A 23,205-nucleotide genomic window follows, 5' to 3' on the forward strand; every position below is an offset into this window, starting at 1 on the left:
CCTGCTGGTCAGCGGTGCGTTGTTCGTCGCGTTCGCGCTGGTCGGGTTCTTCATCCCGGTGCCATACGTGGCGATCAGCCCCGGCCCGACCTACGACACCCTCGGCAAGGACGCCGCCGGACAGCCGGTGATCCAGGTCAACGGGCATGAGATCTTCCAGACCTCCGGCGAGCTGCGGATGACGACGGTCTCCCTGCGCGATGGCGGCATCACGCTGTTCAACGCGCTCGGGCTCTGGGCGAGCGGCCGGTACGCGCTGGCTCCGCGCGAGGAGTATTTCAAGCCGGGCGAGACCAATGAGCAGGTCCGTCAGGAGAACATCCAGCAGCTGCAGGACTCGCAGACCGCTGCCCAGGTCGCGGCGCTGCGGCGCAAGTTCCCTGTGAAGGTGCTCGCGAAGACGATCGTCTCCGGCAGTCCGGCGGACAAGGTGCTCGCCCCTGGTGACCGGCTTCTGGTGGTCAACGGGAAGACGGTCGCCGAGGCGACCGATGTGCGGGCCGCGCTGAACGGGACGAAGCCAGGGCAGACCGTCCAGATCACGTTCAAATCCGACGGGCAGGCAGAACGCACCGTGCCGCTCACGCTCGCGCAGCGGCCCGATGGTCCGGAAGGCTTCATGGGCCTGACCGCGGTGGACCGCGCCGATGTTCCTTTCGATGTGAAGATCTCGCTTCAGGACGTCGGCGGCCCGTCGGCAGGCCTGATGTTCGCGCTCGCGGTCGTCGACAAGATGGAACCCGGCGACCTCGCCGGTGGCAGGCACATCGCCGGGACGGGTGAAATCTCGGAAAAGGGCGTCGTCGGCGCGATCGGCGGCATCTCGTTCAAGGTGGTCGGCGCACGTGAAGCCGGTGCCACCGACTTCCTCGTGCCCGCGCACAACTGTGCCGAGGCGAAGACCGCCGCACCCGATGGCCTGAACCTGATCAAGGTATCCACGCTGGACGAGGCGATCGCGCAGCTCGAAAACCTCAAGGCGGGACGGCCCACCGCCTCCTGCTGACGGCTGGGGGAGCAAGGGACCTTTGCTATCGCCTGCGGGTCTGAAGAGAGCAAGGGACCTTTGGTATCGCCCAGCGTGCGTACTGGGGCAGGCGATAGCAAAGGTCCCTTGCTCTCTTTTTGCAGGTCAGGGGAGCAGGGTCGCCTTCAGGGCTTCGAGCAGGTTGGGGGCCAGCTCCGGGTTCTCGATGATCTCGTCGACGGGGACGTCACCGGGTTCTTCGGGCTGCCCGGCACCGCGAAGCCGCATGACGCACGCTCCGGCGCCATCCCGCAGCACAGCGGCCACGAGCCGGGCCTCGGTACGTCGCGGGTGGTCAGCGGCCGCTTGACGCAGGCGTTCGGCGTCGGTCTCGGGCACGACCGGAAGCTCGGCTTCGGCGTCCGGCGGCAGCACGATGATCTCCTGCGCGAGCGCGCATCCCAGCACCAGATCGGGCCACGCGATCTGCGCCAGCGCCTCACCCAGATCGCCACCCGGCAGCGACTCCTGGGCGACCGGCGTCAGCGGGGCCGACGCGTCGAGTTGCCCGGCCAGTTCGGGCTGCTCGTCCAGCAGTGCCGCGGTCGGGACCAGCGCGAACAACTGCGGCGGCTGATCCCATCCTCCGGAGGCGACGAACTCCTCGACTTCACGGGCCAGGCCGGCCACGCCCTGCTGCTCACTCGGTGCCATTGGCACATCGTTCCAGGCGGTCGGGGCAGCGGCCTTCCGAGTCCGGTTTGGGCGGGTTCCGGGAACTTCTGACGGCATCCGTAGAGTTAGAGCATCAGGGGCCGCATGCGGTACGCGCGCCCCTGCGAAAAGTTCACCAAACCAGGAGCGTGTGCAGTGGCCACTCGGCCCCCCGTGAGCCTGCCGAAGCTGTCCCGGCGCAGCCGGATACTGCTCATCATCGCCGCCGTAGTCATTCTGGCCCTGCTGCTGGGCGCGAGACTGCTGGACACCTACGTCGACTGGTTGTGGTTCGGCGAGGTCGGTGCCCGGACGGTGTTCAGCACGGTGCTGATCACCCGTGTCGTCTTGTTCTTCGCGGTCGGGCTTTTGGTGGGGGGTGCGCTCGCGATCAGCCTGATGATCGCGTACCGGTCCAGGCCCGTCTTCGTGCCGGTTTCCGGCAACGACGACCCGCTCGCGCGCTATCGGTCCGCGATCGTCGGCCGGATCCGCCTGTTCGGCATCGGCATCCCGGTGCTCACCGGGCTCATCGCCGGCGCGTCCGCGCAGAGTGACTGGCAGGTCGTGCAGTTGTTCCTGAACGGCACGCCGTTCGGTCAGACCGATCCCGAGTTCGGCAACGACGTCGGCTTCTACGCCTTTGACCTGCCGTTCTACAACTGGCTCCTGGGCTGGCTGTTCATCGCGGTCGTCATCGCGTTCTTCGGTGCGCTGATCTCGCACTACGTCTTCGGCGGTATCCGGCTCGCGGGCAAGGGCGGCCAGCTCGCCGGCCCGACCCGCGCCCAGCTTGCCATCACCATCGGCATCTTCGTGCTGTTGAAGGCGGTCGAGTACTTCTTCGACCGCTACAACCTGCTGCTGTCCGATCGGGGAGCCCCGCTGTTCGTCGGTGCGACCTATACCGACTTGAACGCGGTCCTGCCCGCGAAGCTGATCCTTCTGTGCATCTCGGTGATCTGTGCCGTCGCGTTCTTCGCCGGGGCGTTCCTGCGCAACCTGCAGCTGCCCGCGATCGCTTTGGTGCTGCTGATCCTGTCGAACGTGCTCGTCGGTGTCGCGTGGCCCGCGGTGCTCGACCAGTTCTCCGTGAAGCCCAACGCCAACGAGAAAGAGTCGGCGTCGATCCAGCGCAACATGGATGCGACACGTCAGGCGTTCGGCCTGACCAATGTCGAATACCAGGACTACACCGGCAAATCCGAGGCGACCTCCGCGGAGATCAAGGCGGACAAGGGGACTGTCCCGAACATCCGGCTCCTCGACCCGAACATCCTCAGCGACACGTTCACCCAGCGCGTCGGCCGTGAGAACTTCTACGGCTTCCCGTCCAAGCTGGACATCGACCGCTACACCCTCAACGGTGTCACGCAGGACTACATCGTCGCGGCCAAGGAAATCAAGACCGAAGGCCTCACCGGCAATCAGACGAACTGGATCAACAAGCACCTCGTCTACACGCACGGAAACGGCTTCGTCGCCGCGCCGGCCAACACGATCGACCGTGCACTGAAGGACGCCAACTCCGACGGTGGCTACCCGATCGCCACCACCAGCGACACCCAGAACCCGGCGGGCGCCGGGTCGTCCGACCCGAACAAGCCCGGTATCAAGGTGGACGAGCCCCGTATCTACTACGGCGAGCTCGCGACCGACGCCGCGTACGCGATCGTCGGCGGCAAGGCGGGACAGGCGCCCGGCGAGTACGACACCGCGGTCGACCGCGGTTACATCTACAAGGGTTCCGGCGGCGTGCCGATCGACAACTGGTTCAACCGGCTCGTCTTTGCCGCAGAGTACGGCGAGCGGAACATTCTCTTCTCCGACGCCATTGGCGACGGATCCAAGATCATGTTCAACCGCGAGCCGCGGGAGCGTGTCGCGAAGGCTGCCCCGTGGCTGACTCTCGACGGCGACCCGTACCCGGCGGTCGTCAACGGCAAGATCATCTGGATCGTCGACGGCTACACGACGATGAACAACTTCCCGTACGCCCAGCAGACCCAGCTCGGCCAGGCCACCAACGACTCGCTCAGCGGCACGACCCGCCAGGCGAACTCTTCGATCAACTACATCCGCAACTCGGTCAAGGCCACCGTCGACGCGTTCGACGGCACCGTGACCCTGTACGGGGTCGAGGACAACGAGCCGGTGCTGAACGCCTGGAAGAAGGTCTTCCCCGGACTGGTCAAGCCGAGCACTGAGATCTCCCCGGACCTGCGGTCACACTTCCGCTACCCCGAAGATCTCTTCAAGGTGCAGCGGGAACTCCTGTCGAAGTACCACGTGAACAACCCCGCCGAGTTCTACGCTCAGCAGGCCTTCTGGAGTGTCCCCCAGGACCCGACGCAGGAAGGCGGAGTGAACGCGTCCGCCTCCGGTATCGCCAACCAGCCCGGCTACTACGTCCTGGCCACCGCGCCGGGAGACGCCAAGTCGCGGTTCCAGCTCACCAGTTCACTGACCGGTCTCCAACGGCAGTATCTGGCAGCCTGGATGTCGGTATCGTCCGATCCCGAAGACTACGGGCGAATGCGGGTCCTGAGACTGCCGACAGGAGCTAGTGGCGCGACCCAGGTGGACGGACCCGTCCAGGTCCAGAACAGATTCCAAAGTGACCCGCGGGTCGCGCAGGACCGGACACTGTTCAACAACCCGAACGTCACGGTCACCTACGGAAACCTGATCACCCTGCCCGTCGCCAACGGCTTCCTCTATGTGGAACCGGTCTACATCCGGCAACGGAACCAGCTGAGCTATCCGCAGCTGGCCCGAGTCCTGGTCTCCTACGGCACGAAGATCGGCTTCGCGCCGACGCTCAACGAAGCGCTCGATCAGGTCTTCGGTGCGGGCACCGGATCCGGGGTCACACCGCCTCAGACCGGTGGCACTCCCGGAACCACGACGCCGCCGCCGCCGGGCACGACGACGCCGCAACCGCCCGTCAGTGGCAACCCGGCGCTCGAAAAGGCCGCCGGTGAGATGCATGACGCCTGGGCCAAGTACAAGGCGGCCCAGCAGTCGGGCAACTACGCGGATCAAGGTGCCGCCCTCGCCGCACTCGATGTCGCTTACCGGGCCTACGAGGCAGCCAAGGCGAGCCCGCCGGCGAGTGGCGCGCCGCCCGCCAACAAGCCCGGAGGGTGACGTCGCTTACCAAAGGGGCACCTGCTTTGCGCCTGCTCGAAACGTAGGCGTAAGGTAGGTGTCACAACGCGGGGTGGAGCAGCTCGGTAGCTCGCTGGGCTCATAACCCAGAGGTCGCAGGTTCAAATCCTGTCCCCGCTACAGAGGTGGGAGGCCCGTGTCTGCGGATTGCGCAGACCGGGCCTCCTTCGTTTTGTCTCCGGGGGTCGAACCCCCGGACCCCCGCCAGGGAGGGCTCCGCCCCCTGGACCCCCCGAGTGGTCGGTGCGTGGTGTTTGGGGGTTGCGGTGGTAGCAAGGGACCTTTGGTATCGCGCCGAGTGGCGGCGGGTAGCGGGGGACCTTTGGTATCGCGGGGCGGTAGCGGGGGACCTTTGCTATCGCGTCGGGGTGGGGGTGACCCAGCAGGCGTAGCCGTCGGGGCGGTAGAGGACGGCGTCCGTGGACGGCCACGGCAGGGACGTGACCAGTTGGGTCGTCAGGCGCGGTGAGCGGGCCTGAGCCCTGGCGGCGTCGGTGTGGGCCGGACTGGTCGTCAGGAGCACGAAGTCACCGTTGTGAAAGAGCGTGCTGGGACGAAGCGGGCCGGCCTCGGTGGCGACATCCTGGTCGGTCAGCCGCGAGCCGAGCGCCGGATGCGACGTCCCGTAGGTCGCGTAGCGGATCCCGAGACCGGAGACCATGCCCGACAGGTGCCGGCTCACCTCGGGCAGCGCCGCCAGATCGGCGAAAACGGCGCGAAGCGCGCGAGACTCGTGAGACCGCGGAATCAGCCCTGTCTGAGCGGCGACGTTGTGCAGTACTTGAGCGCCGACAGGGTGCCGCTCGGCCTCGTACGTGTCGAGCAGGTCGTCACCGGCCCAGCCACGCACGGTCGCGGCGAGCTTCCAGCCCAGGTTCATGGCGTCCTGCACACCCAGGTTCAGGCCCTGACCGCCGGCGGGGAAATGGATGTGCGCGGCATCGCCCGCCAGCAGTACCCGCCCGACGCGGTAGTGCTCCGCTTGTCGCGCGGCATCGGAAAACTGTGACGCCCACCGGATTTCCGACACCGTCGCGGAGTCGCCGTACGACTCGAGCAAGGCGCGCCGGACTTCGTCATGCGAGACGGCGGACCGGATATCCGCGGGCCGCGAGGCCCTGTCGCCGTACACGAAGCGGTAAAGCCCCGGTTCTCCCAACGGAATCAGGCCTTTGAACGTGGTGTCACCTGTCGCCCCGCCGACGTTCCGCATCGTTCGCCACTGTTTTTGCGCGCCGTCAGGGATTTTGTCGAACAGGACGTCCGCGACCATGCCGAAACCTTCACCGTTTACACCGGGAAAGTCCACATCCAGTCCTTTTCGTACAACGCTTCGACCTCCGTCGCAGCCGACGAGGAACTTCGCGCGTAGCCGGGTTTCGCCACCATTTGTTCGGTACCGGACAGAGACAGAGTCTTTGTCCTGAACGAAATCGATTACTTCGGCGCCTCGCAGCACCTTCGTTCCTTGCGTGGCAAGCTGTTCCTCCAGGTAGGCCTCGACCTGAGCCTGCGGAATCCCCAGCTGGAAAGGGAAGCGGGTGTCCCAGCCGTCGTAGCCGACGGGGATCATCGCGAAGTGACCGTCCTGCACCGTCGTGAACGAACGCTCCTCGGCGCCGTGCAGAAGTCCGCGCAGTTCCAGCATTTCCGCGGTGCGCGGCTGGAGGTTCAGCGCTTTCGACAGTCCTGTGCGCTCGGGAAGCCGTTCCAGTACCACGACATCGACGCCGGCGAGCGCGAGCTCGTGGGCCAGCATCAGCCCGGTCGGCCCCGCTCCGGCCACGACCACGTCCGTCCCCAGGTTGTTCATACCACTCCTTAACAACGTTAAATTGACCTGCGCTCAGCCTGCCCTTAACATCGTTAAATTGTCAAGCCTCGATCACGGGAAAGAAGGTTGAAAGTGGGTCTGACCAGGCAGGACATCGTCCGCGCCGGGCTTCGGCTGCTCAACGACGTCGGGCTCAACGGGCTGACGCTCCGCCTGATCGCACAGGAGCTCGGCGTCAAGGCGCCGGCGCTGTACTGGCATGTGAAGAACAAACAAGAGCTGCTCGACGAGATGGCGACACGGATGTACGCCGACGCGATGCCGGGCCGCGTGCCGGAAGGCTTGGGGGAGCGGGACTCGCTTGAGCTGGCGTCGCGGGCTTTGCGCCGGATGATGCTCGCTTACCGTGACGGGGCAAAGGTCTTCGCCGGCACCTTCATGACCGACGAGAGCCTGATCGTCGGCAATCCGCTTCAAGGGCGCGTCGATGCCGGGCTCGAACCGTACCTGGCTGGACGAGCGTTCTTCACCGTTTACAGCTACGTCGTCGGCTTCACGATCGAAGAACAGGCCGTTTATCCGGTTCCGGGCGAACGGGACCCGCGTTATGACCTCACGGCAGCGGGGTGGGCCCTCGACGAGGACATCGAGGGCAGATTCGGTGACGGGCTGACCATGGTGCTCAACGGCGTCTTCGCGTGGCTGGATGACAAAGTCTCGTCATAAAGGCAGGTCAGGGGCGCTTTGAGAAGTTAGGGGTACCCCCCTGAAACCCGGTTTCGCCCCCGTGTAATCTATTAACACAACGACGCGGGGTGGAGCAGCTCGGTAGCTCGCTGGGCTCATAACCCAGAGGTCGCAGGTTCAAATCCTGTCCCCGCTACGAGAAAAAAGGAAGCGCGGATCTGCGGAAATCGCAGATCCGCGCTTCTTCTTTTTCCGGTTTCGTGGCCGTGTGCCCTCCGGGTCGATCACTCGCCGCCGTTGGTCGGGGCGGGGGACGCGTACCGCTGTCCGTGGCCGAAGCCGGTTGCGTAGCGTGTTCGGTCCATTGTGGACAGGCGTAGTGCGTTGGGCCGAATGAGCGCATATCACTAGCCACAATGGACAGATGTGCTGACCACAGTGGACACAGGTTCCGAAAAGTGGGACCGTAGAGAGCGTGTCCGAATTGAATGCAACAGCCGCCGCACTGCTCGGTCTTCTCCACGACGGTCCCGCCACGGGCGGGCAACTGGTCGCGGGGGCGGGTGAGCGTTTCGGCGCCTTCTTCAGCGTGACCCGCAGCCAGGTGTACCGGGAGCTCCCCGCCTTGTCGAAGGAGGGCCTCGTCCGCCTCGGCAAGCAGGGTCCGCGGTCGAGCCAGCAGTACCTCATCACCGCGGCGGGCAAGAAGGCGTTCAAGACGTGGCTGTCCTCCGAAGCCGGTCCTGACCACCTCCGCAGCCCGCTGATCCTGCGTCTCGTGCACGCCGGCTCGCTGACGGTGAAGCAGCGCTCGACTCTGCTCGAGTCGGCGCGCGCCAGCTACACCCAGCAGCTCGACGAGGCCAAGGCCGCCACCAAGGGGGCCGACGGCCCGTACGCCAAGGCGGTCGCCGAGTTCGCGCAGGCGCAGGCGAAAGCGGCACTGAAACTGCTGGATTCCATCCCCCAGTCCTGACCCGGACAGGTACCCACGACCGGTTCCCCGCAACCGGTCGTGGGTTTTGCCGTAACCTTGTCCGACGTGAGTGATGAGTTCGATGCGGCCCTGAAGGACCTGACCGGCAAGCTGACACAGATCGAGTCGGTGATGGACCTGGACGCGCTGCGTGCCCAGGTGGCCGAGCTGGAGGAACAGGCGTCCAGCCCGAACCTCTGGGACGACCCCGAAGCGGCGCAGAAGGTCACCAGCCAGTTGTCCCATCGGCAGAGTGAGCTGCGACGCATTTCCGAGCTGCGGCAGCGGCTCGACGACCTGGGTGTCCTCTATGAACTGGCCGAGGCCGAGGGCGACTCCGCCAGTGTGGCCGAGTCCGAGTCCGAGCTCACGGCGCTCACGAAGGACATCGACGGGCTCGAGGTCCGCACGTTGCTGTCGGGTGAGTACGACCCGCGGAACGCCGTGGTCACCATCCGGTCCGAAGCGGGCGGCGTCGACGCGGCCGACTGGGCCGAGATGCTGCTCCGGATGTACCTGCGGTGGGCGGAGCGGCACAACTACCCGACGGACGTCTACGACATCTCCTACGCCGAAGAGGCGGGCATCAAGTCGGCCACGTTCAAGGTGACCGCGCCCTACGTCTACGGCACGCTCTCGGTCGAGCAGGGCACGCACCGGCTGGTGCGCATCTCGCCCTTCGACAACCAGAGCCGTCGCCAGACCTCCTTCGCGCACGTCGAGGTGATGCCCGAGGTCGAGGAGGTCGACCACGTCGACATCCCCGAGAAGGACATCCGCGTCGACGTGTACCGCTCGTCCGGCCCCGGTGGCCAGAGCGTCAACACGACGGACTCGGCGGTGCGGATCACGCACATCCCGACCGGTGTGGTCGTTTCGTGTCAGAACGAAAAGTCGCAGCTGCAGAACAAGGCCGCCGCGATGAAGGTGCTCCAGGCGCGGCTGCTGCTGCGGAAGAAGGAAGAAGAGCGCGCCGAGATGGACGCGCTCAAGGACGGCGGCTCCAGCTGGGGCAACCAGATGCGCTCCTACGTGCTGCACCCGTACCAGATGGTCAAGGACCTGCGGACCGAGTTCGAGGTCGGCAACCCGTCGTCCGTGCTCGACGGCGAGATCGACGGTTTCCTGGAGGCGGGCATCCGCTGGCGCAAGCAGTCCGGAGCCGCGTAACAACCCAGCGTGAGACAGCAAGGGACCTTTGCTGTCACTCTCCGGGAGAGAGTGACAGCAAAGGTCCCTTGCTCGCTTGGCCGCCGGGACCGGGCTACCCCGGCTTAACGACGGGCATGGGTAGTATGCCGAACCGTGATCCGGCTCGAAGAGGTTTCCAAGGTCTACAAGACCTCGACCCGTCCCGCCCTCGAAAGGGTGTCGGTCGAGATCGACAAAGGTGAGTTCGTCTTCCTGATCGGTCCCTCGGGATCCGGCAAGTCGACCTTCCTGCGTCTCCTGCTGCGCGAAGAGGTGCCGAGCAAGGGTCGCGTCATGGTCTCCAACTTCGACGTCGCCAAGCTCGCCCGTCGCCGGGTGCCGCGGCTGCGGCAGACCATCGGCTGCGTCTTCCAGGACTTCCGGCTGCTGTCGAACAAGACGGTCGCCGAGAACGTCGCCTTCGCGCTCGAAGTCATCGGCAAGCCGCGTCCCACGATCCGCAAGGTCGTGCCCGAGGTTCTCGAACTCGTCGGCCTCGACGGCAAGGCCGACCGCCTCCCCAACGAACTGTCCGGTGGTGAGCAGCAGCGTGTCGCGATCGCCCGCGCGTTCGTGAACCGCCCGCTCGTGCTGCTCGCCGACGAACCGACCGGGAACCTGGACCCCGACACCAGCCAGGACATCATGTTGCTGCTGGAGCGGATCAACCGCACCGGCACGACGGTGCTGATGGCCACCCACGACCATTCGATCGTGGACTCGATGCGGCGCAGGGTCGTCGAGCTTCAGCTCGGCAAGGTCATCCGTGACGACGCCCGAGGCGTCTACGGCATCGGCCGCTGACCGGCCCCGCCCTCTTCCGTAACCCACGACTTCCAAGGGACATCAACCCCGATGCGCGCCAGTTTCGTCTTCAGCGAGGTAGTCACCGGCTTGCGCCGGAACGTCACGATGACCATCGCGATGGTCCTCACCACCGCGGTCTCCCTCGCCATGCTCGGCTTCGGTCTGCTGGCCGTCGGAACGATCGACAAGATGAAGGCCAACTTCCTCGCCGACGTCGAGGTTTCGGTCTATCTGGTCAACGACATCAGCTCGGGTGACCCGAACTGCTCGCAGTCGGCCTGCCAGTCGCTGCGCCAGGACCTGCAGGCCAACGACGGCGTCGAGTCGGTCGTGTTCGAGAACCGCGAGCAGTCCTACGAGCGGTTCAAGAAGATGTTCGAGAGCCAGCCGGAACTGCTCGCGCTGACCGGCCCGGAGGCGCTGCCCGCGTCGCTCCACGTCAAGCTGAAGAACCCCGAGCGCAGCCAGGCGATCATCCAGGAGTACACCGGCAAACCCGGCGTCAGCAAGGTCGACGACCAGCAGAAGGCACTGGACCGCGTGTTCAACGCGCTCAACGGTGTGCGGAACCTGGCGTTCGGCGCCGCGCTGATCATGGCCATCGCCGCGCTGCTGCTGATCGCCAACACGATCCAGGTGTCGGCGTTCACCCGGCGCACCGAGGTCGGCATCATGCGGCTGGTCGGCGCGACCCGGTGGTACACGCAGCTGCCGTTCCTCCTGGAGGCGGTGGTCGCCGGCCTTGTCGGTGCGATCATCGGGATCGTCTTCCTCGTGCTCACCAAGGTGCTGTTGCTCGACCTGGTGCTCACCGGTGACGTGTTCCCCGCGGTCGGCATGCTCGAATTGCTGTTCCCGGTGGCGCCGATCCTGCTCGCCGTCTCGGTCATCATTTCGGCGATCACCGGCTATGTGACGCTGCGCCTGTACGTGCGCCACTAGCCGCCCCGATAACCACCTGCCCGAACACAGAAACTCACGTAGAGTCGCCACTATGCCCAAGGAACGTGGACACAAGGTGATCGTGTCGAACCGCAAGGCTCGCCACGATTACTCCATCCTCGACACCTACGAAGCCGGTCTCGTGCTCGTCGGTACCGAGGTGAAGAGCCTGCGTGAAGGACGGGCATCACTCGCCGACGCGTTCGCCACGGTGGACGACGGCGAAGTCTGGCTGCGCAACGTGCACATCCCGGAGTACGTGCAGGGCACCTGGACGAACCACACGCCGCGGCGCACCCGGAAACTGCTGCTGCACCGCCAGGAGATCGAGAAGCTCATCGGCAAGACCAAGGAGAGCGGGCTCTCGCTGGTCCCGCTGGCGATGTACTTCAAGGACGGCAAGGTCAAGGTCGAGATCGCGCTGGCGAAGGGCAAGAAGTCCTACGACAAGCGTCAGGACATCGCCAAGCGGGACGCGGACCGCACCATCAGCCGGGCCATGGGCCGGGCGCTGAAGGGCCGGTACAACGATTGATCCACGGGCCAGCCTCGGACGCCGAGATCCCCGAGTGGATCTCGGCGCTGGGCATCGACGGGCTCGTGGACCTGCACCTGCACTTCCTGCCGAAGCCGGTCATGGACAAGGTGTGGGCCTATTTCGACCAGGCCGAGGAGCACTACGGCATGGCCTGGCCGGTGTATTACCGCACGTCGGAGGAAGAGCGCGTCGAAACCCTGCGCTCGTTCGGCGTGCGCAGGTTCGCGCCGCTGGTCTATCCGCACAAGCCGGGGATGGCCGAATGGCTGACGTCCTGGGCGCTGGAGTTCGCCGAACGCGTCCCGGACGCCGTGCCGACCGGCACGTTCTATCCGGAACCGTCCGCACTGTCCGTTGTGGACAACGCGCTGCGCGCCGGCGCCCGCTGTTTCAAGGCGCACGTCCAGGTCGGCGCCTACGACCCGCGTGACGAGCTGCTGGACGGCGTCTGGGGCGCGCTGGCGGACGCGGGTGTCCCGGTGGTCGTCCACTGTGGACACGGTCCGTTGAAGGGCGCCTACACCGGGCTACGGTTGTTCGAAGAGATCCTCGTGCGGCATCCGAACCTGACCCTGGTGCTCGCGCACGCAGGCATGCCGGAGATCGATTTCGCGTTCGAGCTGGCCCGGAAGTATCCGCGCGTGTACCTCGACACCACCATGGTCGGGGTGGAGTTCACCCTGCGCGGCAACCCGCTCCCGCCGGACTGGACGGATCTGCTGGCGCAGTTCCCGGATCGCGTCGTGCTCGGCACCGACTTCCCCAACATCCCGTACTCCTACGCCACACAGCTGCAGGCGATCGCCGGCTGGGCAGCCGACGATCGCCTGGGTGAGCCTTTTCTGCGGGCGGTGCTGCACGACACCCCCGCGAAGCTGCTCAGCGTTTGAGCTGCGCCACCTCGGTGACGGAGACCGCCCGGCCGAGCAGTCGCGCTCCCAGGTCCGTGACCGGGATCTGCTTGCCCGCCAGAAGGAATCCACCCGTCGCCAGCGCCACCCACGGGACCGGGCCCTGCGCGATACCGTCGCTCAGCGGCGCGAAACCGTGCGCGGCCAGCCCGAGCAGACCGCCGGCGATCGCCAGTCCGGCCAGGACGAGCTGAGGCGTCTGAGCGGTCGAGGCCGGGCCGGACGCCTGCGTTTCGAAGCGGGCGAAGAGCCGCAGGAGACCGAGAAGCACCATCCCGCAGGCGCCGAGCCAGGCCGGGAGCATCGTCAGCCACAGCACGGAACCCGGTTCGGGCGTTTCGTACCCCAGGCCGTAGACCGCGATACCGGACACGACGATCAGCGCCGGCATGTGCCACAGGTAGACACTCATGAACCGCGGGCCGATCCACTTCAGGGCGGCGTCGAGGTTCGGTCGGGCGGCAAAGGCGTTCAGCTGCGGTTTGAAGGCCAGCAGGAGCCCGATCTGGCCGATCGCGAGGAAGGCGAGCAGCACGGTCGGCGGGCTCATGTTCGACACCGGGGCGCCCGGCATGCCGATCATGCTGGCCGGGTACGGGCCGAAGGCGACCATCAGCGCGGTGATCCCGAATCCGATACTTGCCATGCCCAGCGCGGCATTGCGGCTCAGCGACCCGAGTCGGCCCTGTGTGTAGTGGAAACCGAGCTGGTGCACGGCCATCCAGACGAAGACGGCGTTCGCGAAACCGATCAGGCCGAGGTCGTTGAAGCGGGCGACGTCGACGAGCACGGCGGCGGCGAGCATCACGATCGGGACCTTGAGACCCCAGCGGCGGTGCGCCGCGGCCAGCATCGGGGTGAGCAGCACGGTGAGCACGTACACGGCCAGGAACCACAGCAGCTGGGCGGCGATCGCGCCACCGACCTGCAGTGGCTGCTCCGGGATGCCCATCCCGCGCAGGATGTCCGGGACGAACAGCCAGACGGCCACCAGCGGCAGCACCGGGATCATCAGCCGCTTGAGGCGGGCCGCGAGCCAGGAGCGGGAACTTTCCGCGCGGGACAGGGAGATCAGGTTCGCCGCGCCGCCCGCGAAAAAGACGAGAGGCATGACCTGCGAAAGCCAGGTGACGACCCACCAGCCAGGCGTCGCGAGCGCGTTCCCGGTGGACAGCTTCCCGTCGGCGTAGGAGAGCACCGGCATACCCCAGTGCTGGACGACGACCGCGAGGATCGCGACCGCTCGGACGATGTCCAGGAACCTGTCCCGGCCCTGTTTCCCGCTTGTGTGCATGAAAAAGAGCCTGGTGCTTCAGGGCTTCGAAAACAGCGGTGCGCACCGCCGTATCGGTCTTCCTGTTTTCGCCCGTCGAAGGTGGAGTTTTCCCTACCCCACACCGTCGGGTTCGGGCTCTGGCCGCGGCGCGGGCTCCGGGATCGGCGCCGAACACAGCCGGAACTCCCAGCAGTCGTCCTCGGCGCGCCCGAGTTCGTAACGGGTTTCGATCTTCGGCCCGTCGTGCAGATGGACGTGTTTGAGGACGGTGCCCGCGATCGGTTCGGTGTCACCGAGTTCCTGGACACGACCGTCGAGGGGCCCGCCGAAGAAACGGGCGCGATGGGAGGGCCGGTCGGTCATGGGTCCTCCTCGGTTTCGACTCCTCACTCACCAACAGTCTGCCCATGTTAGGTGAGTGACGGCTTCGCCACCAAGAGCTACTTCAGCGTCCTAAGTAAGTGAGCACCGCGCGGACCCGGCGGTGTTCCACCGAACTCGCTTCGAGACCGAGCTTCGAGAAGATGTTGCCGATGTGCTTCTCGACCGCGCCGTGCGAGACGACGAGCGAGTTCGCGATCGCGGTGTTCGACAAGCCCTGCGCCATCAGGCCGAGTACCTCGGATTCGCGGGCGGTGAGCGCGTCGAGGGGGTTCTTGCGGCCTCGGGCCATCAGCTGCGCGATGACGTCCGGGTCGATGGCCGTACCGCCGGCGGCGACACGTTTGACCGCGTCGAGGAAGTCTCCGACGTCGGCGACGCGTTCCTTGAGCAGGTAACCGACACCGCCCGCGCCGCCGGACAGCAGCTCGACGGCGTAACTCTCTTCGACGTACTGGGAAAGCACGAGAACGGGCAGACCGGGGATGGCCTCACGGGCACCCAGCGCCGCGCGCAGGCCTTCGTCGGTGAAGGTGGGCGGCATCCGCACGTCGACGATCGCGAGATCCGGCCGGTGCTCCTTGACCGCGCCCAGCAGGTCGTCGCCGTTGTCCACGGCGGCGACGGTCTCGATGTTCTCGTCGGCGAGCAGTCGGATCACCCCCGCGCGCAACAGCACAGCGTCTTCGGCGATGACGACCCGCATCCTGCCCCCAGGTTCGTGAGTGAACGGCAGGGCCTATTCACTCACGAACGGGTCACCACTGGCACGGCAGGTCCGCGCGAATCACGGTCGGGCCACCCGGCGGGCTGACGACGGTGATCACGCCGTCGATCGTGGCCGCGCGGTCGGCGAGCCCGGCGAGGCCGCCACCTGGCCGTACTTCGGCGCCGCCGTGCCCGTTGTCGGTGATTTCGACGATCACCATCGAGTCGGTGCGCCACACCTTCACGCCCGCTTCGGTCGCGCCCGAGTGCTTCGCGATGTTCGTCAGCGTCTCGCCGACGATGAAGTACGCCGTCGTCTCGACCGCGGCGGGCGGTCGCGGTTCGACGGTCACCTCGACGTCGACGTGGATCGGTGATTTCGCGGCCTGCGCGGACAACGCGGCGTCGAGGCCGCGGTCGCCGAGCACGGCCGGGTAGATGCCCCGTGCGAGATCGCGCAGTTCCGACACCGCCAGCTTGGCGTCGAGGTGCGCTTCGTCGATCAGTTCGCGTACGGCGTCCGGGTCCTGGTCGAACTTCGACTTCGCGCGGCCCAGGCTCATCGCGACCGCGACCAGGCGCTGCTGGGCGCCGTCGTGCAGGTCGCGTTCGATGCGGCGGCGTTCGGCCTCGGCGGCGTCGACACCACGAGCCCGCGATGCCTGCAGGTGTTCGGCCTTCTGCTCCAGTTTCCGGGTGCGGTTCGGGCCGAGTAGCGAGTACGCCAGGTTGCCGTGCAGCCACCCGATCCACGGGGTCACCCAGATCGCCATCGGCAGCAGCACGATCGACGCGATCGCGATCGGGAACTCCACGCAGGCCAGCGGGAACGCCACCATCAGGTAGGCGAGGTCGCGCCACGTCGTCGGGTCGGTCAGCCGGGTCAGCCAGCGCTTGACCAGCGAAAGCCCTTCGACGGGGAGGCGCTCGACCGGCTCGAGCGGGGTTTCGAGCATCTTCCGCGCCCAGCCCCGCTCCCGGTCGCCGGACCAGCGGATGAAGTTGGTCGTGGCCATCAGGATCGGGAAGCCGATCCACACCACCGCCGTCCCGATGCCGACCGCCAGGCCGACGATGATCAAAATGAACTGGAGCAGCCGGAAGATGAAGCTGACGAACATGTAGACGATCGACCGCAACGGCCGCGGCCGCGGGATCCCCACCTGGTGTACCTGCTGGTCGATCGTCATCCCTGCACCGTGCTCATCGTCGGAACCTCGCCCCATGAATCCTCCAGGCGGCGGCGCTGGGCGCGGGTCGGGCCGAGCAACGCCGTCGCCAGCCGGGCATGCATCCCGGCCAGCGCTTTCGTCAACGCTACCGACAGCGCGACGCACAACACGCCGAGAGCCGCCCAGGGCAACGCCGAGACCGTCGAGTCGACGGTGAACCACGGGACGTCCCAGTTCGGGAAGCGGTACTCGCCGCCCGGCAGGAAGCGGTAGTAGATCGGCAGGCCCGCGAGGCCGAGACTGGTCGACCAGAACACCGCGACCAGCACGAACTCGATGACCCCGAGCGGGAAGAGCAGGAAGAAGTAGCCGAGGTCGCGCCAGGTCGAACCGTCCTTCAGCCGTGCCTTCCACCGCACGGACTGGCCGGCGGCGGGCAGCGGGAGGTACGGCAGGTCGATGTAGCGGTCGAGCAGCGCGTACACCCTGGCGCGCTCCATCCGGGCCGCGCCGCGGACCGCCAGGATCACCAGCGCGAGGATGGGCAACCCGATCCAGACGACCGCCGTGCCGATTCCCGCCCAGATGAACGCCATCAGGAGCGCGAACGCCACGATGCCCATCGGCAGGTTCATCAGCAGGTAGGCGAGCGAGCCGCCGAACGACGGATCGGACCTGCTCAGCTCCCGCTCGGCCGCTAGCGAACTCATGGTCGTGCTCCTCTCCGGTTCGAGGACACAAGCATCGCGCTCGGGGCCGTCCGCTGACATGGTGCCCACGGGCATCTCCCAGGTGGGGCTAGCCCCACCTGCGGGATTAACCCGGTTGCCGACCGGGTTATGATGTAGAGGTTGTGTTCCCACCAAGGGGGTGAACGGTTTCGACTTTGGACGTTGATTCAGGAGAAGCGTGCCGGTGCAGGCGAGAGACCACCGTAAGCGTCATCGCAAACCAATAAGCGCCGAGCCTAAGAGCCAGCGCGAGTTCGCTCTTGCTGCCTAAGCAGTAGAGCAACTCTGTCGGTCCGGGGTCGCCTCCGACCCGGTCACCGGCATCAGCTAGGAGGCTTACCGCCACACTCGGCTGCGGGGTGTGGTTGGGAATCAAACAGTGGCTGGGCTCGTCACTTCAGCTTGTTCGCGTGACTGAAGGGGCCAAGTAGAGACATAGCGGACTGCGCACGGAGAAGCCCTGTTGATACGCCAGAGGACCCGGGTTCAATTCCCGGCACCTCCACCGGATAGACGGCGAGTGCTCGTACAGAGCACTCGCCGTTTTCGTTGCCAGGACCTGGCGCGGTGGCGAGGCGATAGCAAAGGTCCCCTGCTCTCCTGCCAGCGTTGGGGCAGCCGTCCGGCTCCAGGCGATAGGACCGATACCAGGTGTCCTGGTCTGATCAGTTCTTGTCGACCAGCCGACGGGTGACCCGAATCAGATCCAGCCTGCAATGAGCGGCGACCTTGTCCTGGAAGGCCTGGTCATCCTCGCTCGCCGACCTGTCCTCGCGCATCGTGATCGCGATCAGGGGGGTCGTCGGCGTTACGATGGCCTGACGGACCGCCGCCCACAGGAGGTCGCGGAACGTGTGAGGCTGGCCCCAACAGACATACCGTGTGGTGGGGCCGTTTGTTATGTTGACATGCATCGGCTTTTCCGCGAGCGTTCCGGGTACGGTTCGCCACTCCGGCCCCAGCGCCTCACGGATCGTTTCACCGATGTCGACGAACCGCTTCATCGCGTAGCCCGCGTAGGAACCGACGCCTTCGAGAGCGCGGGCGTACTCCTTCATCGGGCCGTCCTTCAACCAAACTCGCATTCCCTCGGCGGTGAAGTGGTCGGCCAGCTCGCCGCCGATCGCGGGATCGTCTACCCACAGTGAATACTGCTCGGTCTTTTGCTGGTCACTCATCGAATCCCAGTCCAAGACGTGGACCTGGCGATAAAGCTCTCGGCAGACCTTCTCTCTTAGATCACTCGGAAGCTTTGGTTTGGACATCCGCCCCTCCTAGCCGTCAGCTCTCGACGTCCGTATCCGCACCGCGGCTTCGACCAGGTCTGCGGTCGTCGCCGGGTCTTCGTGCTCCCACGCCCTGATCACTGTCCAACCTGCGGTGTTCAGCTGGGCTGTAGTGTCAGCGTCACGTTTGCGGTTCTGTTCGATCTTGTCTCGCCAGAAAGTCGAGTTCACGGACGAAGGTCGGTGATGCTCCGGGCAACCGTGCCAGAAGCAGCCATCCACGAATACCGCCACCTTGGCCTTTGGGAAGAGGATGTCCGCTGTCCGGCGCGAGCCCACGATCGGACGGGCGGATACTCGATAACGTAGGCCTCGTCGATGCAGCAGCCTTCGTAGTGCCAATTCGGGCTCTGTGTCGCGGCTGCGATTGCCTCGCATCGATGCTCGCGCTCCTGCTGATGACGCCCATGACCCGCTCGGCAACCGCTCCGTTGTGACTAGCCCGGAGTTACGTGCGATGGTCCATCCTTCGGAAAGATTACGAGCACGGGTCGATCGCGACACTTGGCCAAGCTCATGCGTATGCGCCTTCCCGCCGTCTGACCAGCGTAGGCGTGCCAGCACCTCTGTCGCGGTCCGGTTGAGCCTCAGATCGACCGATGCCCTGGCGTAGCGGCTGGCACCAAGATCGACCATACGGCCTTTCCTGCCACCCGCCGCGCGGTCCTGCTCGGCGGTTGTCTCGGCCGGGGTGCGCCCTGTCGGCGCCTTCCACGCCCGGTCCGCCATGATCACTGTGCCGACACTGCCTCGTCCAGGCATCCGGCTACCGCCTCGGCGAACACCTGCCCGAGCAGGACCGGCACCGCGTTACCCAGTTGGCGCATCTTCTCGCCACGTGGCCCGCTGAGTTTCCAGTCGTCGGGAAAGGTCATGACTCGCGCGGTCTCACGGACGGTCATATACCGGTGGCGGTAGCGGTAGCCGCTGGGGTCTGTCTCGTCCTTGACACGTTCATCGGTGAGAAGTACGGACTCGCCGCCGGGCACGCCGTGCACCCCCGCTTTGACGGTCTTGGCCGGCCTGTCCATAACGTTCGGAGTGTGACCGGGGTAGATCCGAGCGTCTGGCCACCCGACGTGGTCAGTGAAACCACCCACGTGGTACTCCCGCCGGTCGAGGCGATTCCAAGGGATCTTTGGCAATGGCCCGTTGTCGCCATCGCCGTTCACAGCGTCACGTAGCGTCCGCCATGGCGACAGTTCATCCACGGGAATCGTTCCCGGCAGAGTCGCCTCTACGCGGTCGCGCACGTGCTTGGGTACGTCGGGATGCCGCTCCCAGTAGTGCCCGTCGCGGATCGACCTGAAGAGCGCGGCTTCCGAGTGGGTGGGGCGAACAAGGTCTCGGAACCTGTCGAGGTTCACACCGAGATCCGCGCGGAAGGCCGCGATGATCACCCGGTTGCGGATTTGGGGAACGCCATAGTCCGCAGCGTTGACCGGAGTCATGACCACGTCGTAGCGTTTGGTCGGGTCGACTGAGGCGAGGTCGGTCTCTCGCAGGACGGCGTCGTGGGTTTCCCAGTTCGAATCGGGGTCCCGCTCCAGGAACGGCAGGCTGAGCTCACGCAGGATATATTCGAAGTAAGGTTTGAACGACGGCCTCAGCAAGCCGCGCACATTCTCACAGATGACGGCCTTTGGCTGGATCTCCCGGATGGCGCGGAACAGTTCAGGGAACATGTTGCGCCGATCCTCGTCCCCCTTGGCTACTCCGCCCAGGCTGAACGGTTGACAGGGCGGGCCTCCGGCGAGCACATCGACCCTGCCGTTCAAGTAGGTCAGCCGAAGCTTCTGCACGTCCCCGGCCACTAGCGGCCACGGTTGGCCGAGCTCCGGAACCCATTCATCCTCACCGCGAGGTTTCGCTCCGTTCGCCTCCAGCGTGTCGCAAGCGTGTCGGGCGAACTCATTGAGCAAGAGTGGCCGGAAGCCTGCCCTGTGCACGGCCATGGCCAACCCTCCACCCCCGGCGAATAGTTCCACCGAGGTCCGGTCTGCCATCTCGTCTCCACTGTGTGCTGAGGTAACTGGCAAAGCCTAGCGCACCGCTCGGCGCTCGATGTCGAGTAACACGGCCATGTCGAGCAGGCGATCACTGCCTGGACGCCTCGTGCTCATCGACGAGCGCGTATGAGGGCTTGTTGGAATCGACAGTCTGCCATTGCAGGACGCCGAGGTTCTTCGTCGCGCCGCCCGGAAGCCTGAGGACGATCGCCATAACGACGCCCGAGGGATCGGTCTCCACGTGTCCGGCAAGTACCTTCACATTCTTGTCCACCATCGGGTACAGGATCATCTTGCCCGTAGTGCTGCCGACTGCGAGGGCGTCGACCGCGCTCCGGTGGGCACTTGTCGAGTTGCCTCGGATGCGTTCGTTGTCGTCCACGGCACGCCCATGCAGACTTATCGCCTGCTGGCCACGTAACACGGCTCGCCTGCCCTTCCGCTGCTGCGGGACGACGACACGCCAATCCGTGATCACGTCCGGTCCCAGACGGCTGATCCACACGAGGTCTGGTTTGAAGGTCATCGGATTCGCCCAGGTCAACTTGCTCAGGACGGCAACCATGTCGGTGTGGCTCACAGTGCCGACGAAGGCGTCGAATGACGAGCCCCCCTTGTCGGAGAAGCTGGTTCGGTCGGATGCGGCTGCCAGCAGCGGTACACAGGCGTCGACGTTGCGTTCCAGCGCGTCCTTCTCCCGCATCGTCGGGTAGCCGGAGCTGGGTTCCTTGCTGCCTGTGCGCCGTTCGACTAGGACCGCGTTGTACATCTTCGACGCCGCCGTCGGCCTGAGCCCGTGACTGCTCACCAACGGCGGCACCTCGGCCGGGGTGCAAATCGGCCTGCCGTTCTCGTCGGTGTCGGCGTATGCCGCGAGTTCCTCGCGGAAGCTGCGCTCATCCAGGCAAATCGATTCGAACGCATCCCTGAGCTTGTCCGTGACGAACAGCCGGACCAGATCCCGGTAGCCTTTGCGGAAGCCGAACCAGCGCCCCATCTGCATCAGTGAGTCGGCGTTCTGCGTTGTTCGGACGTAGTAGGAGACCGTAAGGCCCTCGACGGTGAAGCCGCGAGCCAGCTTGTTACCCCCGACCAAGATCCGCCATACGGGATGGCGGTCGAAGTCCACTTCGTCCTGTTCGATGTCCTGGTCGCTGTTGACCACCAGCACAGGGTTCTTGCTGGGGCTGGTCCGGCGTGCGACCGTCCCGATGTAGCGAGCGAGGTCTTCGAAGGACGCGGGAGTCGCCTGACCCTCGGCCCGGACAGAGGACACAGGGAGCAAGTCGTTCTCGAACAGGGCGCGCAGTCTCGGGTGGCTGGTGGTGGAGAAGTAACCAGCTTCCTCCCAGATCTTCTTGATCTGGAGAGCTGTCTCCCGGTGAGTGTCGGTGTGCATCGCTTCGTGCACCAACATCGTGTGGTGTTTGAACTCCGGGTGGCCGTGTGCCTCGCGATAGAGCTTCACCGCTCCGGCGAGGACGAAGAAGTCGATCGCACGGCGCAAATCCCGGTCGAGCTCAGAGTCATCGACAGAGCGTATGTGAGCGTTTTCGTTGGAGTTCTCGACAGTCTGATCCTCAGGCGGGATGTCAGAGTCCAGATCATGGAAGTCCTCCGCCCCCATGTAACCGGGCGGGCGCTCCAATGAGATCAGGAAGTCTTTGGGAAAGATGTCCTGAGCGTCCCCTGGGTCGATGAACACGTTCGCGAACGGCGTGGCCGTGTAGCCGACATATTGGCAGCGCGGGAGCATCCCCAGCAATTCGGAAATCAAAGCGTTGATCGCGGTCCGTTTGGCCTTGCCGGCCTGCCGCTGTTTGCGGTTGGTCGTGTTTACCGATGCCTGGTCCGATTCGTCATCGATGATCAAAGCGGGGATCTGATGCAGCCGTGCTGTTATCCGCTTGAGATCCTTGACGAGTTTGGCAAGAACTCCCTTGTTTTTCTTGACGATCATCAGTCTCGCATCGGCGGAGAGCAGATTCTCGACGTGGTTTAGTGGCTTCGTCCGGTCTCGTTGTTCGAAGTCGAGGGCCGAGATTCCTTGGCGGAGGCTTTGATAATCGAACAACCGGGTGGTCATCCGATGAATATCGGGTTTGCCGACGTCGGCGGGCCGACACCCGTGCTCGACGAACCTGCCTTTGAGCCAATCGTCATCGTCCTGGTAGTCGACCGCGGACAGCGCCTCTGCGCTTTCCGTGTCCACTCCTCGCAGGATGTTCTCGCGTCCGACGAGCTCCATATCCACCCGGCGCTGGGTTTGCTCGCGCAGCATGTTGGTCGTACCGGTCAGCACGATGATCAGTCGGTAGCCCGCGTCGACCGCTTTGGCGATGACACCGGTGAAGTTCGCCGTCTTGCCACTCTGCACGTACCCGACCACCAATCCCTTGGCCTGATACGGTTCCGCGCGGGTCGGCTCGCTGAGTCGCTCCACGACGTGACGCGTCGCGTTATGCAAGCTGGCGATCGCGTGTTCGTCCCATCCGCGCTGGTTGCGCAAGTGATCGGCATAGTGGCTCCAATAGAAGTCCCTGGTCCGGATGAGGTCTTCGCTGTACCAGGGATCCCATTCCTTGGCGATCACCACCGTGCCGTCTCCGGCATGGATGGGGAACATCACATCGAACAGGCGCGCGGTTTCCACATCGACGCCGAGCTTGGCGAGAATCACGGCTCGCCGTTGCGGGGTGTTGGCCGTCGTGCCCGCCGTCCATTCACCGTCTTCGATTCGGGCGCTGTCCCACTTGGCGAGCTTGATGTGAAGCTCGTTGCGCAACTCGTCATCCGAGGGCGACGACGTGCCGAGATAGGAACGCAAAGCCGCGTCGGATATATCGGTGCCACTCCCGAACTCGTCGGCCTGTGCCAGGGCGTTGCGTCGCAAGTTCCTGGGGCCGCTGCGGTTCATAGCGTCCAGCGCGGCTAGATAGGACTTCGCCAGGGCGTCAGACATCG

The 23,205-nt window shown here is 65.4% G+C and carries 20 protein-coding genes, 2 tRNA genes and 1 other RNA gene; 12 read left to right on the plus strand and 11 right to left on the minus strand.

Going from position 1 to position 23,205, the window contains the following annotated elements:
• Position 1: 1 nt before the first annotated feature.
• The gene (locus tag AMYAL_RS0124195; RefSeq protein WP_209447319.1) at positions 2-1,006 is read left to right on the plus strand and encodes a YlbL family protein; all 1,005 of its coding nucleotides are present in this window, start codon (positions 2-4) and stop codon (positions 1,004-1,006) included.
• A gap of 126 nt (positions 1,007-1,132) precedes the next feature.
• Here AMYAL_RS0124195 and AMYAL_RS0124200 read toward each other — a convergent pair whose 3' ends face one another.
• Positions 1,133-1,681 (minus strand): PPA1309 family protein, encoded by a 549-nt coding sequence (locus AMYAL_RS0124200; RefSeq protein ID WP_020633843.1) that lies wholly within the window; start codon positions 1,679-1,681, stop codon positions 1,133-1,135.
• Between the two features lie 156 nt (positions 1,682-1,837).
• On the opposite strand from AMYAL_RS0124200, the gene AMYAL_RS0124205 reads away from it, so the two are divergent.
• Together AMYAL_RS0124205 and AMYAL_RS0124210 are read left to right on the plus strand one after the other, a co-directional pair.
• On the plus strand, positions 1,838-4,831 hold the full coding sequence (locus tag AMYAL_RS0124205) for a UPF0182 family protein (protein ID WP_039794101.1): 2,994 nt from the start codon (positions 1,838-1,840) through the stop codon (positions 4,829-4,831).
• 67 nt (positions 4,832-4,898) lie between these two features.
• Positions 4,899-4,972, plus strand: a tRNA-Met gene (locus tag AMYAL_RS0124210).
• A gap of 235 nt (positions 4,973-5,207) precedes the next feature.
• On the opposite strand, the gene AMYAL_RS0124215 is transcribed toward AMYAL_RS0124210, so the two are convergent.
• On the minus strand, positions 5,208-6,665 hold the full coding sequence (locus AMYAL_RS0124215; protein ID WP_020633845.1) for an FAD-dependent monooxygenase: 1,458 nt from the start codon (positions 6,663-6,665) through the stop codon (positions 5,208-5,210).
• Between the two features lie 93 nt (positions 6,666-6,758).
• Between AMYAL_RS0124215 and AMYAL_RS0124220 the strand changes: the two genes are divergently transcribed.
• From AMYAL_RS0124220 to AMYAL_RS0124255, 8 genes are all read left to right on the plus strand, one after another.
• Positions 6,759-7,352: a TetR family transcriptional regulator gene (locus AMYAL_RS0124220; protein WP_020633846.1), complete on the plus strand. Its 594-nt coding sequence runs from the start codon at positions 6,759-6,761 to the stop codon at positions 7,350-7,352.
• 83 nt (positions 7,353-7,435) lie between these two features.
• Positions 7,436-7,509, plus strand: a tRNA-Met gene (locus AMYAL_RS0124225).
• 279 nt (positions 7,510-7,788) lie between these two features.
• Positions 7,789-8,289, plus strand: coding sequence for a PadR family transcriptional regulator (locus AMYAL_RS0124230; protein ID WP_020633847.1), 501 nt, complete (start codon positions 7,789-7,791; stop codon positions 8,287-8,289).
• Positions 8,290-8,355: 66 nt separating this feature from the next.
• Positions 8,356-9,459, plus strand: a complete 1,104-nt coding sequence (prfB, locus tag AMYAL_RS0124235; RefSeq protein ID WP_020633848.1) for a peptide chain release factor 2 — start codon at positions 8,356-8,358, stop codon at positions 9,457-9,459.
• Positions 9,460-9,594: 135 nt separating this feature from the next.
• The gene (gene ftsE / locus AMYAL_RS0124240) at positions 9,595-10,284 is read left to right on the plus strand and encodes a cell division ATP-binding protein FtsE (protein ID WP_005168409.1); all 690 of its coding nucleotides are present in this window, start codon (positions 9,595-9,597) and stop codon (positions 10,282-10,284) included.
• A gap of 51 nt (positions 10,285-10,335) precedes the next feature.
• The gene (ftsX, locus tag AMYAL_RS0124245) at positions 10,336-11,229 is read left to right on the plus strand and encodes a permease-like cell division protein FtsX (protein WP_020633849.1); all 894 of its coding nucleotides are present in this window, start codon (positions 10,336-10,338) and stop codon (positions 11,227-11,229) included.
• 52 nt (positions 11,230-11,281) lie between these two features.
• Positions 11,282-11,764 (plus strand): SsrA-binding protein SmpB, encoded by a 483-nt coding sequence (gene smpB, locus AMYAL_RS0124250; protein WP_020633850.1) that lies wholly within the window; start codon positions 11,282-11,284, stop codon positions 11,762-11,764.
• Positions 11,761-12,657 carry an amidohydrolase family protein gene (locus tag AMYAL_RS0124255; RefSeq protein WP_020633851.1) on the plus strand — a complete coding sequence of 299 codons (897 nt, stop codon included), beginning with the start codon at positions 11,761-11,763 and terminating at the stop codon, positions 12,655-12,657. The genes smpB and AMYAL_RS0124255 overlap by 4 nt, the downstream gene beginning before the upstream one ends.
• On the opposite strand, the gene AMYAL_RS0124260 is transcribed toward AMYAL_RS0124255, so the two are convergent.
• The 5 genes from AMYAL_RS0124260 to AMYAL_RS0124280 all read right to left on the minus strand — a co-directional run bounded on the left by AMYAL_RS0124260 (position 12,647) and on the right by AMYAL_RS0124280 (position 16,925).
• Positions 12,647-13,972 carry an acyltransferase family protein gene (locus tag AMYAL_RS0124260; RefSeq protein WP_020633852.1) on the minus strand — a complete coding sequence of 442 codons (1,326 nt, stop codon included), beginning with the start codon at positions 13,970-13,972 and terminating at the stop codon, positions 12,647-12,649. The genes AMYAL_RS0124255 and AMYAL_RS0124260 overlap by 11 nt on opposite strands.
• A gap of 93 nt (positions 13,973-14,065) precedes the next feature.
• On the minus strand, positions 14,066-14,317 hold the full coding sequence (locus AMYAL_RS0124265) for a hypothetical protein (RefSeq protein ID WP_020633853.1): 252 nt from the start codon (positions 14,315-14,317) through the stop codon (positions 14,066-14,068).
• A gap of 82 nt (positions 14,318-14,399) precedes the next feature.
• A complete protein-coding gene (locus tag AMYAL_RS0124270; protein ID WP_020633854.1) occupies positions 14,400-15,041 on the minus strand; it encodes a response regulator transcription factor in 642 nt (213 codons plus the stop codon).
• Positions 15,042-15,093: 52 nt separating this feature from the next.
• Positions 15,094-16,233 carry a sensor histidine kinase gene (locus tag AMYAL_RS0124275; RefSeq protein ID WP_020633855.1) on the minus strand — a complete coding sequence of 380 codons (1,140 nt, stop codon included), beginning with the start codon at positions 16,231-16,233 and terminating at the stop codon, positions 15,094-15,096.
• Positions 16,230-16,925, minus strand: a complete 696-nt coding sequence (locus tag AMYAL_RS0124280; protein ID WP_020633856.1) for a sensor domain-containing protein — start codon at positions 16,923-16,925, stop codon at positions 16,230-16,232. Before AMYAL_RS0124280 ends, AMYAL_RS0124275 begins: the two co-directional genes overlap by 4 nt.
• Positions 16,926-17,081: 156 nt before the next feature.
• On the opposite strand from AMYAL_RS0124280, the gene ssrA reads away from it, so the two are divergent.
• Positions 17,082-17,454, plus strand: a transfer-messenger RNA (tmRNA) gene (gene ssrA, locus AMYAL_RS48210).
• 157 nt (positions 17,455-17,611) lie between these two features.
• Here ssrA and AMYAL_RS0124285 read toward each other — a convergent pair.
• The 4 genes from AMYAL_RS0124285 to AMYAL_RS0124295 all read right to left on the minus strand — a co-directional run bounded on the left by AMYAL_RS0124285 (position 17,612) and on the right by AMYAL_RS0124295 (position 23,203).
• Positions 17,612-18,211 carry a hypothetical protein gene (locus AMYAL_RS0124285; RefSeq protein ID WP_063712243.1) on the minus strand — a complete coding sequence of 200 codons (600 nt, stop codon included), beginning with the start codon at positions 18,209-18,211 and terminating at the stop codon, positions 17,612-17,614.
• A 9-nt stretch (positions 18,212-18,220) separates the two neighbouring features.
• On the minus strand, positions 18,221-18,994 hold the full coding sequence (gene vsr / locus AMYAL_RS50975) for a DNA mismatch endonuclease Vsr (protein WP_342364864.1): 774 nt from the start codon (positions 18,992-18,994) through the stop codon (positions 18,221-18,223).
• Positions 18,964-20,238 (minus strand): DNA cytosine methyltransferase, encoded by a 1,275-nt coding sequence (locus AMYAL_RS0124290; protein WP_051137544.1) that lies wholly within the window; start codon positions 20,236-20,238, stop codon positions 18,964-18,966. The genes vsr and AMYAL_RS0124290 overlap by 31 nt, the downstream gene beginning before the upstream one ends.
• Positions 20,239-20,329: 91 nt before the next feature.
• The gene (locus tag AMYAL_RS0124295; protein ID WP_143267743.1) at positions 20,330-23,203 is read right to left on the minus strand and encodes a Z1 domain-containing protein; all 2,874 of its coding nucleotides are present in this window, start codon (positions 23,201-23,203) and stop codon (positions 20,330-20,332) included.
• Between the last annotated feature and the right edge of the window lie 2 nt (positions 23,204-23,205).

This window comes from Amycolatopsis alba DSM 44262, from assembly GCF_000384215.1.
Taxonomy (GTDB): domain Bacteria; phylum Actinomycetota; class Actinomycetes; order Mycobacteriales; family Pseudonocardiaceae; genus Amycolatopsis; species Amycolatopsis alba.